The 13838-nt window shown below is 52.3% G+C and carries 11 protein-coding genes; 2 read left to right on the top strand and 9 right to left on the bottom strand.

From position 1 onward, the window contains the following. Positions 1–90: 90 nt before the first annotated feature. Positions 91–915 (bottom strand): DUF2189 domain-containing protein, encoded by an 825-nt coding sequence (locus tag ACOTSW_RS12140; RefSeq protein WP_423679347.1) that lies wholly within the window; start codon positions 913–915, stop codon positions 91–93. 61 nt (positions 916–976) lie between these two features. Here ACOTSW_RS12140 and ACOTSW_RS12145 point away from each other — a divergent pair, with 61 nt between their 5' ends. After that, positions 977–1147, top strand: a complete 171-nt coding sequence (locus ACOTSW_RS12145; protein WP_423679348.1) for a hypothetical protein — start codon at positions 977–979, stop codon at positions 1145–1147. A gap of 48 nt (positions 1148–1195) precedes the next feature. Here the strand turns inward: ACOTSW_RS12145 and ACOTSW_RS12150 are convergent, their stop codons facing one another. The 8 genes from ACOTSW_RS12150 to tagH form a co-directional block, all read right to left on the bottom strand. After that, entirely contained in the window at positions 1196–2170 is a 975-nt protein-coding gene (locus tag ACOTSW_RS12150) for an alpha/beta hydrolase (protein ID WP_423679349.1), read from the bottom strand. A gap of 260 nt (positions 2171–2430) precedes the next feature. Then, on the bottom strand, positions 2431–4536 hold the full coding sequence (gene lpdA, locus ACOTSW_RS12155; RefSeq protein WP_423679350.1) for a dihydrolipoyl dehydrogenase: 2106 nt from the start codon (positions 4534–4536) through the stop codon (positions 2431–2433). A 14-nt stretch (positions 4537–4550) separates the two neighbouring features. Next, complete coding sequence (aceF, locus tag ACOTSW_RS12160; protein ID WP_423682309.1) at positions 4551–5906, bottom strand: dihydrolipoyllysine-residue acetyltransferase; 1356 nt, start codon at positions 5904–5906, stop codon at positions 4551–4553. 51 nt (positions 5907–5957) lie between these two features. Next, the gene (gene aceE / locus ACOTSW_RS12165) at positions 5958–8654 is read right to left on the bottom strand and encodes a pyruvate dehydrogenase (acetyl-transferring), homodimeric type (RefSeq protein WP_423679351.1); all 2697 of its coding nucleotides are present in this window, start codon (positions 8652–8654) and stop codon (positions 5958–5960) included. A 513-nt stretch (positions 8655–9167) separates the two neighbouring features. After that, complete coding sequence (locus ACOTSW_RS12170) at positions 9168–9659, bottom strand: TssQ family T6SS-associated lipoprotein (protein ID WP_423679352.1); 492 nt, start codon at positions 9657–9659, stop codon at positions 9168–9170. 11 nt (positions 9660–9670) lie between these two features. Then, positions 9671–11371, bottom strand: a complete 1701-nt coding sequence (locus ACOTSW_RS12175; RefSeq protein ID WP_423679353.1) for a serine/threonine protein kinase — start codon at positions 11369–11371, stop codon at positions 9671–9673. 64 nt (positions 11372–11435) lie between these two features. Beyond that, entirely contained in the window at positions 11436–12194 is a 759-nt protein-coding gene (locus ACOTSW_RS12180; protein ID WP_423679354.1) for a PP2C family protein-serine/threonine phosphatase, read from the bottom strand. Positions 12195–12214: 20 nt separating this feature from the next. Continuing rightward, positions 12215–13414, bottom strand: coding sequence for a type VI secretion system-associated FHA domain protein TagH (gene tagH / locus ACOTSW_RS12185; protein ID WP_423679355.1), 1200 nt, complete (start codon positions 13412–13414; stop codon positions 12215–12217). 89 nt (positions 13415–13503) lie between these two features. On the opposite strand from tagH, the gene ACOTSW_RS12190 reads away from it, so the two are divergent. After that, positions 13504–13662 (top strand): hypothetical protein, encoded by a 159-nt coding sequence (locus tag ACOTSW_RS12190; protein ID WP_423679356.1) that lies wholly within the window; start codon positions 13504–13506, stop codon positions 13660–13662. Positions 13663–13838: the final 176 nt, after the last annotated feature.

A 13838-nucleotide genomic window follows, 5' to 3' on the forward strand; every position in this document is an offset into this window, starting at 1 on the left:
CGCATCAGCGGCAATAAAAAACCTGCGCACACTGAAAATGTGCACAGGTTTTTTTTATGTTGCAGCAAAGTGTGATGAACGGCGCAAATATTAGCGCCGGTCGGAAGCATTCCCTACGACTTCTTTGTACGCATGCCAGGTCGCATGGCCAATCACTGGCATGGCGATAATGAAACCTAGGCTCCAGGTCATGAAGCCGAGCACCACGAAGCTGACGATGATCAGCGCCCAGACGATGGTTGCCGGCACATTGATGAACAGCGCCACACAACTGATAATCATCGAGGTGATGGCATCGCTGTCGCGGTCCAGCATCATAGGAATCGAGACCCAGCTGATCGCGAAAACGATACTCGCAAAGATAAAACCGATGCAGGCATAAACCAGAATAAATTCCAGATTATTCAGTGAGAATAACTGCGTCAGAAAACCATGCATAGTGGGCATGCCCTTGTTATAGAACAGCGCAAAAATCACCAGCGACGCGCGTGCCCAGACCATCAGTATCACCGCCAGCACGAGTGCCAGCACGCCGATATTGCTCCAGCGGCCACGCATGGAAAACACACTGCTGAGCAAACCGGAACGCACGTTTTCTATACGACGGCTGATGTCATACAAACCCAGTGCCAACAAGGGGCCGACCAGTAAAAAACCGCAACTGAGTGCAGACACATATTGCGGCGCATGGCTGAGCACGAGATTGAGTATCAACCCCATCGCGGCAAAACAGATGCCGTAAAAAATACTGGCGCCGCCGGATTCACGAAAATCATCCCAGCCCAGCCGCAGCCAGGTGAAGGGGCGAAACATGGCTATGCGGCGGATAGGTGGAAAGGGTGATGCGGTATCGATGATGGTGGTAATGTCGGGTGGCGCGCTGTCACCACCTCGTCCCTGAGTCTGGTCTGCCATGCTGTCTCCATCGTTTTTGTAGTGGATTGTCCATCTTGATCTGGATCAATACATTCATACTATGACAACAAAACAGCCATTGGCAATGACCGCCGACGCGAAAACGGTAAGGACTTTAGGTGCAGTGCGGCATAAGTACCGCGTCAGCAATGCGGAAGATGCGGCATTGATAGATACTCCCCCATGTATTGATGAAAACAGCCCTGATGTCCTTATAAACAAAGGGCTTTAAAATATACTGGTGGGAGTATATTTGAGGCTCAAAATTGATACAGCAGCATCAGTGACGCGGCAGTTGCTGCAAAAATGCCGACAAATGACGTATCAGCTCAGGTGAAACCGGCAGCGTGGGATCAAAATACGAGGCCATTTGTTTCTTTGCATCGGCCGGTACTATTTTCAAGACATGATTCATGCCGCTGATGACGTGGAGTTCTGCGTCTGGTTTTGCCGCTTTCAATGCCTCGGCCTGGCTGCGATCAACCTGAATATCTGTATCGCCCTGCAAAATCAGTACCGGCATCGTGAGTTTGCGGATTTCCTGTACCGGCGTATAGCGGAACTGGGAAATCAGATACGGCTGCACACTTTCGCGATACAGAAACTGTAGTGCAGGCGGCACGCTGGCGGTCGTTTTCCCTGCCTGCAAAGTCTGCAAAATCTCTTCATTCGGCTTCACCAGATCGGGCGGTAATTTTCCATACAATTGCTGACGCAACACATCCGCTAAATTGCTGCCAGCACCCGCAACCGATACCAGCGCGCTGACGGGGACTTGCTGCGCGGCGAGCATCGCAATCAGCGAACCTTCGCTATGTCCCAGCACCACCACATCAGAAAAACGCGTATCCGCTTTCAGCATCTTCAGCCAGGCCGCGGCATCATCAACATAGGTTTCAAAACGTATCGCCGATTCCGTCGTTGCCACCGCAGCGCTGTCGCCCACACCCCGTTTATCAAAGCGTACCGAGGCGTAGCCCTGATTTGCTAATCCTTCTGCCAGCATTTTCAGACTATTGTTATTGCCGGATGATCCTGCACTGTTGCCATTCCGATTCGTCGGGCCAGAGCCCGCGATGATCAGCACGACCGGCACTTTCGCGCTGCCTTCCGGCTGCAATAAACTGCCCTGTATCTCGCCATTCGCCGTTGCCAGGGAAATACCACGTTCCGTGCTGGCGGCTTGCGCTGGCGGCGCGCAGAACACGGCAGTCGATAACATCAGCGCACTACACATCTGCCACATTTTTTTCATAGGGTTTCCTCAGTTTGAAGAACAATCATGCTGGTATCAGTACATCAGACCAGGGGCATGGAGCATACGTTCAAAATAAGTCAGTAAGTTATCGACAGCAGGAAGTTCACGCTGCCTAAAAAAGACAATAACACACCATTTGCAATAGCCACGCGCTTGTCACACTCTTGCGCGCGCAAATGAAAAAGCCCCGTGCGATCAGGCAACGGGGCTTTTTTGTGTGGCGCGGTCAGCAATGACCTGCCGGATCTGAACGCAGATTATTTCTTGCGTTGCGGCGGCAAATCGGTACAGACGCCTTTAAATACTTCTGCCGCCATACCAATAGATTCGCCCAGTGTCGGATGCGGATGGATAGTTTTTCCGATATCCACCGCATCTGCGCCCATTTCAATGGCCAGCGCGATCTCACCTATCATGTCACCGGCGTGCGTACCGACGATGCCACCGCCAACGATACGTTTGGTGTCTGCATCAAACAGCAATTTGGTGAAACCTTCGTCGCGGCCATTGGCGACTGCACGGCCGGAAGCCATCCACGGGAACAAGCCTTTTTCGACTTTGATGCCTTTGGCTTTGGCGTCGTCTTCGGTCACGCCTACCCATGCGACTTCAGGATCAGTGTAAGCGACCGACGGAATCACCTGTGCGTCGAAATAAGCTTTTTCACCGGCAGCCGCTTCAGCAGCGACATGCGCTTCATGCACCGCTTTATGCGCGAGCATAGGTTGACCAACCAGATCACCGATCGCAAAAATATGCGGTACATTGGTGCGCATCTGTTTATCGACAGTGATGAAACCACGGTCAGTCACGGCAACACCGGCTTTGTCGGCGGCGATTTTCTTACCGTTAGGACTGCGGCCAACCGCAACTAACACCAGATCGTAAACTTGCGGTGCTGGTGCGGCTTCGCCTTCGATAGCGGATGCAAACGTAACCTTGATGCCTTCCGGCAGCGCTTCCACGCCGACCGTTTTGGTTTTCAGCATGATGTTGTCGAAGCGTTTTTCATTGTGCTTCTGCCAGACTTTGACCATATCGCGGTCTGCGCCCTGCATTAGGCCATCCATCATTTCAACCACATCGATGCGCGCACCGAGCGTCGAATACACGGTTGCCATTTCCAGACCGATAATGCCGCCACCGATCACCAGCATGCGTTTTGGCACCTGACGTAATTCCAGTGCGCCGGTGCTGTCAACAATGCGCGGATCAGCCGGTACAAATGGCAGGTTCACGACGGAAGAACCGGCAGCAATAATTGCCTGCTTGAACTGCACGACTTTTTTAGTACCATCTGCCGCAGTGACTTCAATGTGATAAGGGCTGAGGAATTGACCCACGCCCTGCACGATATTCACCTTACGCGCTTTCGCCATGCCAGCTAAGCCCGTCGTCATTTTTTTAATGACGCTTTCTTTGTAGCCGCGCAGCTTGTCGATATCGATCGCCGGTTTCGCAAATGTCACGCCCACCGCTTCCATGTGCGAAGTTTCATCAATCACCGCAGCGACGTGCAACAAGGCTTTAGAAGGAATACAACCGACGTTAAGACACACGCCACCAAGTGTCGAATATTTTTCGACCAGCACCGTATTCATGCCCAGATCGGCAGAGCGGAAGGCAGCGGAATAACCGCCAGGGCCGGCGCCGAGTACCATCATGTCGCACTCGATATCGACCTGACCTGTGTAGCCGGATGCAACCGGCGCAGATGCGGCTGGAGCAACGGCAGGTGCGGACGCTGCGGCAACAGGAGCCGCAGCAGATGTTGCGCCTGCAGCCTCTACCAGCAGTAACAACGAGCCTTCGGCCACTTTATCGCCAACCTTAACTTTGACTTCTTTGACCACACCGGCGTGGCTGGAAGGAATCTCCATGCTGGCCTTATCCGATTCAACGGTGATCAGCGACTGATCGACCTTGATCGTATCTCCGGCTTTAACCATGACTTCGATGACTTCAACTTCTTTGAAATCGCCGATGTCCGGTACTTTCACTTCGACAATGCCTGTCACCGTTGCTGCAACCGCTGGCGCAGCAACCGGGGCTGCGGCTGGGGCAGAGACCGGCGCTGCAACTGCCGGAGTAGCCGACGCAGCAGGCGCTGCTGCCGATGTCGCACCTTCCGCCTCAACCACCAGCAAAATACTGCCTTCGGCAATTTTATCTCCCAGCTTGACTTTCAGCTCTTTGATCACGCCAGCGTGGCTGGACGGAATTTCCATGCTGGCTTTATCGGATTCAACCGTCACTAAAGACTGATCCACCTTGATCGTATCACCGACTTTGACCAGCACTTCTATCACTTCAACTTCTTTGAAGTCGCCGATATCCGGAACTTTCACTTCGATAGCACTCATAGCCTGGTCTCCGCTCACAGCAAGGTTTTACGCAGATCCGCCAACACGTCGGCCAGATAAGCAGTGAATTTCGCGGCCATCGCGCCATCAATCACGCGGTGGTCGTAAGACAGTGACAGCGGCAGCATCAGACGCGGCTGGAATGCTTTACCGTCCCACACCGGTTTGATGCTGGATTTCGACAAGCCCAGAATCGCCACTTCAGGTGCATTGATGATAGGCGTGAACGCTGTACCACCAATACCGCCGAGCGAAGAAATCGTGAACGTTGCGCCTTGCATATCAGCTGGTTTCAGTTTGCCTTCGCGTGCCTGGGCAGACAATTCACCCATTTCCAGCGCGATCTGCGACAGCGTTTTCTGATCTGCATTTTTCACCACAGGCACCACCAAGCCATTCGGAGTATCAGCAGCAAAACCGATGTTGTAATACTGTTTCAGAATCAGGTTTTCACCAGTGGCGTCGAGTGAAGAATTAAAGGCAGGGAATTTTTTCAGCGCAGCCACACTCGCTTTAATCACGAAAGCCAGCATCGTCAGCTTGACACCGAATTTTGCCATCGCTTCGTTTGACGATTTACGGAAATCTTCGAGGCCGGTGATATCAGCTTCGTCGAATTGCGTGACGTGCGGAATCATGACCCAGTTGCGATGCAGGTTCGGGCCGGACAATTTTTTGATGCGTGACAAAGGTGAAATCGTCGTCGCGCCAAATTTGCTGAAATCCAGCGATGGCCAAGGCAATACATCAAGGCCGACGCCGCTGCCATTTTTCGCCGGAGCAGAAACCGCAGCAACAGCGGTGCTGCCAGCCATTATCCCTTTGACGAAGTTTTGCACGTCTTCTTGCGTAATACGACCTTTCGGACCAGAACCGGCAACACGGGTCAGATCAACACCGAGTTCACGCGCAAATTTGCGTATCGATGGTGAGGCATGCGCTTTACCGGCAGCCGCTGTCGCCACTGGTGCGGCAGCTGTTACCGCTGGTGCAGGGGCAACCACCGGCGCGGATGCGGGTGCAGGTGCTGCGGCCACTGGCGCGGCGGGCGTCGCAGGCGCAACAGCTGGCTGAACTGGTGCAACCGCGGGCACTGCCGCTGCATCACCACTGGCTTCGACGATCACCAGTAATGAACCTTCGGCAACCTTGTCGCCAACCTTGACTCTGACTTCTTTCACCACGCCCGCATGACTGGATGGGATTTCCATGCTGGCTTTATCTGATTCGACGGTAATCAGTGACTGATCGACCTTAATCGTATCGCCGACTTTGACCATCAGCTCAATGACTTCCACTTCCTTGAAATCACCGATATCCGGCACTTTGACTTCAATTGTACTCATAGCTTTCGCTCCGCTTTGCTTGATCTGGGAAGAGAGTCACGCGACGCATGACTCTCCTGCTTTGCCTGGGTGAGATTACACAGTCACCGGATTTGGTTTGTCTGCGTTGATGCCGTATTTCGCGATTGCCTGAGCCACTACGGAAGCAGACAAAGCACCTTCGTCAGCCAGCGATTTGAGTGCAGCGATCACGACGAAGTAACGGTTCACCTCAAAGAATTCACGCAGTTTGGCACGGGTGTCGGAGCGGCCGAAACCGTCCGTTCCCAGAACCTTGTAGCTGCGGTCTTTCGGAATGAAAGCACGTACCTGTTCAGCAAACGTACGCATATAGTCCGTCGATACCACGATAGGGCCTGCTGTGTCTTTCAGGCACTGCGTGATGTATGGCACACGGGCCGTTTCTGTCGGATGCAGCATATTCCAGCGTTCCGCATCCTGACCATCACGTGCCAGAAGAGTGAACGAAGGTGCAGACCAGACATCGGCTGCAATGCCCCAGTCAGATTGCAGCAATTCAGCAGCGGCAATCACTTCGCGCAGGATGGTGCCGGAGCCCAGCAACTGCACGCGATGTTTGGTTGTTTCTGCCGATTTTTGCAACTGGTACAGGCCTTTGATAATACCTTCTTCCTGACCGGCTTTCAGGCCAGGATGACTGTAGTTCTCATTCATCAGAGTGATGTAGTAGAACACGTCTTCCTGATTCGTCACCATACGACGCAGACCGTCGTGCATGATGACCGCCACTTCATGTGCGAAGGTCGGATCGTAAGGCACGCAGTTCGGAATCGTCGATGCCAGCACATGACTGTGACCATCTTCATGCTGCAAGCCTTCGCCGTTCAGCGTCGTGCGACCGGCAGTACCGCCAAGCAGGAAGCCGCGTGCTCGCATATCGCCCGCTGCCCACGCCAGATCGCCGATACGCTGCAGACCAAACATTGAGTAATACGTGTAGAACGGAATCATCACGCGGTTATTGGTCGAGTAAGAAGTCGCTGCGGCGATCCAGGAACTCATACCACCGGCTTCGTTGATACCCTCTTGCAGAATCTGACCGGCTTTATCTTCGCGGTAGTACATGACCTGATCTTTATCGACAGGCTCATACAACTGACCAACCTGGCTGAAAATACCGATCTGACGGAACAAGCCTTCCATACCGAAAGTGCGTGATTCATCCACCATGATAGGTACGACGCGCGGCCCCAGACTCGCATCACGCAACAGGGTCGTCAGGACGCGGACATAGGCTGCCGTCGTCGAAATTTCACGTCCTTCTGCAGTAGGTTCCAGCATGGACTGAAAGGCGGACAAAGCCGGTACCACCAGTTGTTCATCCGCTTTCTGGCGACGTTGTGGCAGATAGCCACCAAGTGCTCTGCGGCGTGCATGCAGGTATTGCATTTCCGGACTATCGTCAGCCGGTTTGTAGAACGGGATCGCTGGCAGATCAGCATCGGCGATCGGTAACTGGAAGCGGTCACGCATTGCCTTGATCGCTTCATCATCGAGTTTCTTGGTGTTGTGCGCCGTGTTACGCGCTTCACCGGATTTACCAAAACCAAAGCCCTTAATACTTTTTGCCAGAATCACGGTCGGTTTGTCTTTGCTTTCCTGCGCCACTTTATAGGCGGCGTAAATCTTATGCGGATCATGACCACCGCGGGTCAGACGCCAGATATCGTCATCCGACATTTTGCTGACCATTTCCAGCAATTTCGGATGCTTACCGAAGAAGTGTGCTCGCACATAAGCGCCATCTTTCGCTTTGTAGTTCTGATATTCACCATCCACGGTTTCCATCATCACTTTCTGCAGAATGCCTTCTTTGTCTTTCGCCAGCAATTCATCCCAGCCACTGCCCCAGATCACTTTGACGACATTCCAGCCGGCGCCACGGAAATCGGATTCCAGTTCCTGAATGATCTTACCGTTTCCACGTACAGGGCCGTCCAGACGTTGCAAGTTACAGTTGACCACAATCACCAGATTGTTTAACTGCTCGCGGCCAGCCATACCGATCGCGCCCATGGATTCCGGTTCATCCATCTCACCGTCGCCACAGAATGCCCACACTTTCCGTTTTTCTGTATCAGCAATCCCACGCGCGTGCAGATACTTGAGGAAACGCGCCTGATAAATCGCCATCAGCGGGCCAAGCCCCATAGAAACCGTCGGGAACTGCCAGAAATCAGGCATCAGCTTAGGATGCGGATACGAGGACAGGCCTTTTCCATCGACTTCACGACGGAAATGCAGAAGCTGCTCTTCGGTCAGACGACCTTCCAGAAATGCTCGTGCATAAATGCCCGGCGCAGAATGTCCCTGGATGTACAACAAGTCACCGCCGTGGTCTTCGGTCGGTGCGTGCCAGAAATGGTTGAAGCCTATACCCAGCATATTGGCCAGCGAGGCAAAACTGGATAAATGCCCGCCTAAATCGCCGTCAAGACGATTGGCTTTCACCACCATCGCCATCGCGTTCCAGCGCATGATGGAGCGCAGTTTTTCTTCGATTTCCAGATTACCGGGGCAATGTTCGCCCTGATCAGCCGGAATGGTATTCACATAAGCGGTATTGCTGGAAAACGGGATTTGCGCACCACGGCGGCGTGCCAGATCAGCCATGCGCTCCATCAGGTAGTGAGCGCGCTCAGGACCTTCATTTTCTATCACGGATTCGAGCGCATCGAGCCATTCACTCGTTTCCATCACATCTGGATCATTGACGGCTTGCGCCAGAACTTGGTCTATCTGGGGTGACATAGGAGGTCTCCTGTTGGTGCGCTTTCGAGTTGAGGGCGCGTTAGCATATCGACGAACATAAACTGAAATTTTATTTATGCAGGCATTCTAGCAGTGTTTTTTAATTTTCCAAATAGCGATATTCAATTTCACAATGCGATATTTTGTTTGCGTCGCAACATACCGTATGACGTTTTTTCCGCATCGCTTTTGAACGGCATTGCCGGATTCAGCCCTCCGTCAGACGATGCGCAAACCCTGCCCCGATCTGATCAAGGTAGTGCACAAAAAAGGAAAATGAAACTGCTGCGAGCACAGAAAATCCGAGCGAATACAGAATGGCAGGCGTACGAGGTCTTAGCTTATTGGTCTCGCCTGCCTTGGTATCACCCGACTTTGCATTGAGAGCAGCGGAAAAGATGGCCGGAAGAAAAGCAGTCTTCCGGCGCTGAAGTCATCAGCGAACATAATGACGGATAGTTGATGGGGAGTATCTGAGCAGCGTTGCAGCAAAAAGAGGAAAGTACCACCCTGCTATTTTTTGACGCTCTTTGCTTTTTTTGCTTTCTGAAATACGGGTCCCCATATCGGATGACCAATTTCATTAGGCATCAGATCAAAACCAGGATCGAGCTTTAAAGCCCGCTCAAATTGCTGGCGACACAGTTGTGTTCTGGATGTCACGCAATAACTGAACGCCATCGTTTTCAGCGCATTGAGCTGCAAAGCCTTGTTGTTACCAGTCCAGATTTCCGTCGCGCCACTGAGTTTCCTGATCGCGCCGTTGTAATTGCCGTCATTGTATAAAGCATTTCCTTCGTTATATGCCTGCACATCCGCGCTGATCGCTGGAGCGCTGGTTGCCGCTTCCGGTGCAGCATTAGCAGCAGCAACCGGCTTAGTTTCTTTCGATTTCACTGCCACTTTTGGTGCCGGCACATTCTTAGTGGCAGTTTCGCATCCCTGCAAAAAAACACAGATCAGAAGCAGACTGCAGACAGGGGAAAGACGCAATATATTCTTCATTTTACTCAAACTTATTTTGCAACGAACTCATGCTCGATAACACTGGTATTCGCTTTACCGGCATCCACTTCGATCAGGAAATCAGGAAATCCCGGATTAGTGATCCGGATCTTGTGTTTAGCTTTCGTCAGACTTAAATTTTTCAATGGCGGACTGGCACCAGTCTGCACACCATCGACAAACACAGTACCCCAAGGTTTGATGAGCAGTTTAACATTCACTTTGCTGACCGTCGGCTCTGCTGCAGTATTTTGTGCCTTCGCCAGCTCTGCCGACCGGATCAGCTCATTCAGACGGGCTTGCGCAGCAGCCGCATATTTACCATCGGGATATTGCTTTAAAAATGCGCTGATCGCTTTCGGATCAGCATGTTCGCTGTTACTCAGTTTTTCCCACGCCTGGGTTTCCTGATCAGCTTGATTGACAAGTGCTGCCTCCGGTGAAACAGATGCAACTGCCACGGATGCTGCTGCACTTTGCTGTGCAGGCAGTGTGGCAGGCTGAACTGATGGCGTTACCGTATGATGATCAGCGGTGAAATAAGCGCCAGCCGCGCTCACGATAAAAATACCGGCAATGACTGCGAGCCCTTTGCGGCCTTTTAATCTCTGGCTGAGCACGTGCACCTTATCACGCAAGGCTGCGGAACTGCCTGCGGCTGACACCTGCTTGTCGCGGCGAGTGTCCGTGCGGTTGTTGGATGATGAAGGATCGCCGGTATCCGCACGCGCACTGTCGCGGTCAGCGCGCTGGGATGATGATTTACGCGATTTACGGGATGAGGCCAGCGCACTGATCCCCAGTAAACGCCTGAATTCATCCATTGTCTGCGGCCTGTCCTGCGGCTGTATCGCCAGCGCCTGATCAACCGCACTCAGAAATTTTGTACTGAAACCGGGATGCGCATCTTGCTGCAAAGGCCGCAGCGTGTCCTTGACCACACGTGCCACAGACATTACCGGTGGTGATTTGACGATCATGAAGTACATCACCGCAGCCAGCGCATAGATATCGGTCCAAGGTCCCTGACGCAGATCGTCATCATCAGCATATTGCTCGACCGGCGCATAGCCAGGCTTCAGGATAACGGTTAATCCCTGCGTCATGTCACCGATAATCTGGCGTGCTGAGCCAAAATCAAGTAAAACTGCATCGCCGTTTTTTTGCACAATGATGTTATCGGGAGAGACATCTCTGTGCAGTATTCTCGCGTGGTATAAAGTGTCCAGCGCATCCAGAATCTGCCGGAAAATAAATTTAAGCCAGGCTTCCGTCACGAGCTCTGGATGCGTCGCGGCAATTTCCTTGAGTGTCACTCCGTCGTAATGACGCATGACCATGTAAGCTGTCTTATTCTCTTCCCAGAACCGGTACACTTTGACCAGCGACGGATGATCAAACTGCGCCAGTAACCGGGCTTCATTGATAAAACTCTTGAGACCGGCATCAAAGGTTGCTTTGTGCCGGCCGGTGTGCACGACAACACTGCCATCCTCCGCTCTTCCGGCCAGCGCGACCGGCATATACTCCTTGATCGCCACAGTACGCTGCAAAGAGTGATCAAAGGCAAGATAGACAATGCCGAAGCCGCCCTGCCCCAATACACCGGTAATTTCAAAATCATTCAGTCGGGTGCCGTTCGCAAGACAATTTCCGGTTCCGTCCGGCAGCTCACCGGCGGTATCGTTATCGGGTAATTTAATGGTATTCAAGGCTTACTCAGAGACTTAAATTAGAGGCTGAAATCAAATGGCGAAACTGGCAGATCATCTTTTATCAAACTACGCCGGCGTCACGGATGCAAATGGCAAACGCCGAAAAATTGTCGCGACTGCCTCCGGCATCGCCGATATTTTTTTCTGCCATTGTATTCATCAGTTCTAACCACGCATGACTGTTGCTGGTGGACCGCCAGCTCTGTTCTATCTCGTCCTCGTGCACCCATTCCCAGAAACCATCCGTACAGAGCAGAAAAGCGTCTCCTTCCTGCAAAGCCAATGCCTCGGTGGTTAGTTCCGGCACCATATCACCCTCGGCGCCAATCGCGGAAAATAAAATATGACGATGGGGATGTTGTCGCAGTGCTGCATAATCCGCGTAGCCGGCATCGACCATTCTTTGCGCCAGACTGTGATCTTTCGACACCGACAGAATTTTCCCACGGCGCAGCAGATAAATCCGTGTATCCCCCAGATACCCCCACAAAGCGCAACGATTCGCAAGGTCAATCAGCAGCGTCGCCATCGTCGAACTCATGTCCTGCTGCAAGACGTTAACGGTTTTCTCTTGTGTGACCTGCTGTATCGCTGACTCGATATATGAACGCAGCGCATGGGTGCTGAACGACGCATCTTTCCTGAACTTGTCTATGATACCCGCAGTCACCAGACTGGCTGCTGTTTCTCCGCCGAGATGGCCTCCGGTTCCGTCCGCGAGGACAAAACAGGCGAGATCATCCTCGAACGCACAATCAAGTACATCCTGATTCGACTGCCTGTCACCAATCGCATTAATGGACGCGGTATCCAGACGCATGGGCATCATCGTGCCGTCACTCAGACCGCAGGGGACTCGTGCCTGGCACGTTCCACTTCACGCTCGTAGGCGGCTAAAAATTCCTTGCCGAACAAATTCTGAAATTCATCTTTCGATTCCAGCGAGAGATCTTCAAACATATCGACAAAATAATCCCACATATCGGCTTTGCGACGTGCCGGATTGATCTTATCCATGAAGGTCGGAGCCGGCAGCAAGCCTGCGAATCCGGCTGGTTCAAACCTTTTTTGCAAAGCGTCCATCGCGGCCTTCATTCCGGCGACAACGCCCAGCTGATGTGCGCGCAAATCCTGAAATGCGTCTTCCATCGCTTCCGCAGGCGTCATAAATCCCGGCATCTTTTTGCGCAGCATCTGGGTCAGCACGGTCTGACTGTCGGGGAAAAATTTTAATGGGTTATTTTTTCGTAACACCACCATGGTGACATCGGCATTCACTTCACGTTTGACCAGGGCCCGTTGTGCAATCAGACTCATCGTTCCCTCGACTGAGCTTGCGACTAATTTGCCTAATGTTTCCATCATTTCCGTTGTCAGCCCGGAAGAAAGATGCAAAGAAGTGAGTCCCGCTCCCTGCAAAAACGCATTTAACAATTCATCGTTACCGGCGGCCTTTGCCGGTTCGGCCTGTTTTTCTGCGTCTGCAGTCACGTTCAGCGGCGCCGCTTGCGCCGGCACGACGACCTGCTGAGCGGCGATATTTTCCTGCTTACCAAGCGCAACAGAATCAGTCTCAGGGCGCAATAAAAAGCGCGGCGGTTGCGTTACGTCTTTCGGATTACCCTGCGATGCCGTGGTAACGGTGGGAGCGGCCATCTCTGAGGCAGTTGGCTTCATCATGCCGTCTGCACCCGCGGTGGTGGTTGGCTCCGCACCGCTTTCCGTTTCATCCGTAAGCACAGCCAGCACATACAAGCCTATCTGTACCCGGTCTCCATGATGAATCGCATATTCACGCTCAGGTTCAATTTCCTTACCGTTCACACTGACCGGATTTGCGAGGCTGACATTCATCAGATAGTGATGCGTACCGTCGCTCCAGACTTTAGCCTGAGTGCGGGAAACAAAATGTCTGGGATCGGGTAACACCAGAAAATTGTCGTCGCTGCGACCTATCGTTTGCGGCGTTTCGCTGAAACTGGCAGCAACAGGCGTAACAGGCGTTTCATTGTTATATGAAACAACGGCAATTTTTATCATTTGTCATGCTCCGGAATCAAAGCGGAAGTGTCCACGGGAAAGAGAATGGGCCGACAGGAGCCCGGCTGGTTTTAAGTCAAGCTCGGATTATGGCGCATTATTTGCTTCACGCTCAGATTGCAGCGTTAATTTTTTACCACGGCACGGCTCCGGGAATCCGCGTGGCAAAGATGATGCGGGACGACAGAAACGCGGTGCCGGTGGTCGCCAGTGTTAGCAGACGATTTCTCTATCACGGCGACAAGTGAAGAATGTCGGGCAGAATCCGTATCTCGCAGTCCTGAAAACAGCAATATCTGCGTCTAAATAACACCAAGTGCCGGCATTACAACGATAAAGTAAGCAACACTAGAAAAATTACATACAGTTACAAAAAAGCAATATGAACAGTGTTATATTATTTTTCTTGTACAAAATATCGTTT

The organism is Undibacterium sp. WLHG33 (genome assembly GCF_049544815.1).
In the GTDB taxonomy this organism is placed as follows: domain Bacteria; phylum Pseudomonadota; class Gammaproteobacteria; order Burkholderiales; family Burkholderiaceae_D; genus Undibacterium.

What these genes read in the sequence shown, in the direction of transcription:
- ACOTSW_RS12180 (WP_423679354.1), bottom strand. Translation starts at nt 12,194, where the DNA reads ATGCGTCTGGATACCGCGTCCATTAATGCGATTGGTGACAGGCAGTCG.
- tagH (WP_423679355.1), bottom strand. Translation starts at nt 13,414, where the DNA reads ATGATAAAAATTGCCGTTGTTTCATATAACAATGAAACGCCTGTTACG.
- ACOTSW_RS12150 (WP_423679349.1), bottom strand. Translation starts at nt 2,170, where the DNA reads ATGAAAAAAATGTGGCAGATGTGTAGTGCGCTGATGTTATCGACTGCC.
- aceE (WP_423679351.1), bottom strand. Translation starts at nt 8,654, where the DNA reads ATGTCACCCCAGATAGACCAAGTTCTGGCGCAAGCCGTCAATGATCCA.
- ACOTSW_RS12170 (WP_423679352.1), bottom strand. Translation starts at nt 9,659, where the DNA reads ATGAAGAATATATTGCGTCTTTCCCCTGTCTGCAGTCTGCTTCTGATC.
- ACOTSW_RS12145 (WP_423679348.1), top strand. Translation starts at nt 977, where the DNA reads ATGACAACAAAACAGCCATTGGCAATGACCGCCGACGCGAAAACGGTA.
- ACOTSW_RS12140 (WP_423679347.1), bottom strand. Translation starts at nt 915, where the DNA reads ATGGCAGACCAGACTCAGGGACGAGGTGGTGACAGCGCGCCACCCGAC.
- lpdA (WP_423679350.1), bottom strand. Translation starts at nt 4,536, where the DNA reads ATGAGTGCTATCGAAGTGAAAGTTCCGGATATCGGCGACTTCAAAGAA.
- ACOTSW_RS12190 (WP_423679356.1), top strand. Translation starts at nt 13,504, where the DNA reads ATGGCGCATTATTTGCTTCACGCTCAGATTGCAGCGTTAATTTTTTAC.